The organism is Caldicoprobacter sp., from assembly GCF_047459465.1.
Classification (GTDB): Bacteria; Bacillota; Clostridia; order Caldicoprobacterales; family Caldicoprobacteraceae; genus Caldicoprobacter.
The window spans coordinates 1-3107 of the sequence record NZ_VSCO01000184.1 but is presented as its reverse complement, the minus strand read 5'-3'; the positions used below and the strand labels follow the sequence as shown (position 1 = coordinate 3107).

The window sequence follows — 3107 nt, the reverse complement described above, 5'->3', positions numbered from 1 at the left end:
CACCCAGTATAGCTTCAAAGGCTTCCTCTTCCGAATCAAAAACCCTGGCCGGCCCTTCGTGGACCATCATCTCGGGCGCAACGGCAGCCCTCTTAACTACAGCGCCTTCAGGCGCAAGGTTACCCTTTAGTACGGCTATGCCCCCGGTCGGGCTATAGGGATTATCGATCGGCCTTATGACATCGTGGTCTAGGACCCGCGCTCCCGCAATGTTCTCCCCTACCGTCTTACCGGTAACGGTTAAAAGCTCAAGATGCAGCAGCCCTTTTTTGGATAGCTCCTTCATAACGGCTTGAACTCCACCGGCAGCATACAGGTCTTCCACGTGATATGGCCCTGCTGGGCTTAGCCTGCAGAGGTTGGGCGTACGCTCGCTTATCCTGTTTATGATATCCAGATCTATGTGGACGCCCGCCTCATAAGCTATGGCGGTAAGATGGAGCACCGAATTGGTGGAGCATCCAAGCGCCATGTCCACCGCCAGTGCATTCTCAAAAGCCTCAGGCACCAAAATATCCCTCGGGCATATATTATTGCGTACCAGCTCGACGATCCTCATACCAGCCTTTTTGGCCAATCGCACCCTTTCAGCATACACCGCCGGGATGGTACCGTTGCCAGGCAAGGCCAGTCCTAAAACCTCTGCCAAGCAATTCATGGAATTGGCCGTAAACATGCCCGAACAGGATCCACACCCCGGGCATGCATATTCCTCTATCTCCTTGAGTTCATCAGGAGTCATCTTCCCGGCAGCTACTGCTCCTACCCCTTCAAATACCGAATTTAAATCCAAGACCCTACCGGCTCTTTTGCCTGCCAGCATAGGCCCCCCGCTTATGACGATAGAAGGAATGTTGAGCCGGGCGCAGGCCATCAACATACCGGGAACTATTTTGTCGCAGTTGGGGATAAGGACTAATCCGTCAAAGCCGTGGGCCATCGCCATAGCCTCTATGCTGTCGGCTATCAGCTCTCTGGAAGCCAAAGAATACTTCATGCCCACGTGATTCATGGCAATACCATCGCACACCCCGATAACTGAAAATTCTATCGGGGTTCCACCGGCCATGCGTATCCCATCTTTGACAGCGCGAGCTATGGTATCCAAATGCAGGTGCCCAGGCACCACCTCACTATGAGCGCTGACAACGCCTATCAACGGCCGCTCTAGCTCCTCATCGATATAGCCCATAGCCTTAAATAAAGACCTGTGCGGCGCTTTTTCGATCCCCTTTTTTACTCTATCGCTTATCATGGCGATACACTCCTCTTTCGAAATAGTGGCTTCTTCTAAAGAAAGCTGTTTAACAGCCCATTTCCCACCCCAAATAAGAAGTCCACATCTTTAGATTAAAAGCCGATTGCAAAGTTTATTTAGCGTTATTTACTATATTTATCCTATTTACATGCATTATGTCTTCCAGCCGTCGCTTTGGCACATGCAGTACTCCCTTATCATCCTTGTAATACCTTATGGAGCCCTGTTCATCCTCTATCACCGATTTTTCAGCCGCATACCCCAAAGCCACAACGCAGTCTATGATATACTTATCCGGAATTTGCAGTATCTCCCGCAACCTGTCCCTGTCTACAGAGCCGATCCAGCAACAACCTATGCCATATTCCAATGCACCTAGCAGTATGTTTTGAACGGCAGCTCCTACGTCGTATTTGGCAGACCATGCGCTATCCAGCTCTCGGTTTATGAGTACTACTATATAAGCCGTAGGCTTTTCCCCTTCTTTTGGCGTTCCGTGGGGCCTGATATAACCAGCCCATCCCAGCGTACTGAATACCGGCTCCAAAAGAGAAGCGTCTTCCACAATCAAGTATTCCAGAGGTTGCCGATTGGCAGCAGACGGTGCCAGCCTAGCCCCGTCCACCAGCTCCTTAAGCACCTCCAGCGGGATTCTCTCCTGCTTATATTTCCTGATGGTCCTCCGCGCCCTTATGGCCTCCTTAACAGTCATGATGTCACCTCCGCAACAACAAATTTAAGCTCTGAAAACCGAAAAGACGTTATTTCACATCCACCTTGTTCTTCTCCCACATCTTCAAAAACGGATATGGGTTAACCGCTACCTCTTCCTTGCCCTCATACATACCAAAGTGAAGATGCGGAGCAAATTTGCCCGTAGTGCCTTCCTCTCCATACCCAGAATCTCCTACATACCCTATAACCTGTCCTTTTTTTACCCTCCTGCCTTGGCGTACATCCTTGTGGTATCGGGACAGGTGTGCATAATAGTAATATATACCATCCTCACCGCGGATGCCCAGGCGCCATCCCCCCAGCTCCAGCCATCCCATCTTTTCAACCACCCCATCGCACACTGATACCACCGGTACACCTTTGTCGCACATTATATCGATCCCTTCGTGAGTACGCTCCCCACCATAAGTGCGAACATCCCCAAATCCATCGCTGTAGTCGTACTCATAACCCTTAGCTATAGGAAACACTTTATCCTCATAGACCTGGCGTATACGCTCAAGCTTGTCAAGCTCCTCTCGCACCCTGCTATAAAATTCCTTATCTCCCCTGTAGGCTTCGAGGAACTGTTCGAGCTGCTCGAAATTCTCTATTCCACGAAGGAGTATGGCTATCCGGCCTACCCGTTCAACGGTTATATCTTCCGCCATCACGTCCTCTGCCTTATCTATAGCGGCCAGATAGTACCAAGGAACGCCCTGTTCATCGCCTATGGCAAAGTACATCTCCAAATGTTCAGGAGCAAAATCCGCTATCCTGTAATAAGAGTCAAAGAATTTGCGAGCTATCCACGACGGCAACCCAAGCATCAAAGCGATGAGCAAGACGGCAAAAACAATGGCACAAATAAAGCGACGCTTATTATTTATGGAATATCTTCGTCTAATCCGAGGAGAAGCATACACCCCTATTTCCCCCTTACGGCGGATATTTACTTCCTGCCCGAAATCAGATCTCCACACCAGCCCATGCGCCTATTCCATTATATCATCATACACCTGTGCAAATCTATGTCATGACAGCGTGTTATATTTCCTTTGCATCCCAATCAATTCATTTTTACCATTTTCATCAGTCAACAATCTCAAAACATTTTATCCTGCCGTAACGGGTT

The 3107-nt window shown here is 49.4% G+C and carries 3 protein-coding genes; all 3 read right to left on the bottom strand.

All coding sequences use genetic code 11. From position 1 onward, the window contains the following. Positions 1-1255 (bottom strand): dihydroxy-acid dehydratase (locus FWJ59_RS09030; RefSeq protein ID WP_414481609.1); only part of this gene is annotated, 1255 nt, incomplete at its 3' end. A gap of 115 nt (positions 1256-1370) precedes the next feature. Beyond that, on the bottom strand, positions 1371-1970 hold the full coding sequence (locus FWJ59_RS09025; protein ID WP_414481608.1) for a nitroreductase family protein: 600 nt from the start codon (positions 1968-1970) through the stop codon (positions 1371-1373). Positions 1971-2019: 49 nt separating this feature from the next. After that, positions 2020-2955 carry a M23 family metallopeptidase gene (locus FWJ59_RS09020; RefSeq protein WP_414481607.1) on the bottom strand — a complete coding sequence of 312 codons (936 nt, stop codon included), beginning with the start codon at positions 2953-2955 and terminating at the stop codon, positions 2020-2022. Positions 2956-3107: the final 152 nt, after the last annotated feature.

Bases quoted from the DNA above. Each gene is read 5' to 3' on its own strand.
- FWJ59_RS09025 (WP_414481608.1), bottom strand. From the start codon at position 1,970: ATGACTGTTAAGGAGGCCATAAGGGCGCGGAGGACCATCAGGAAATAT.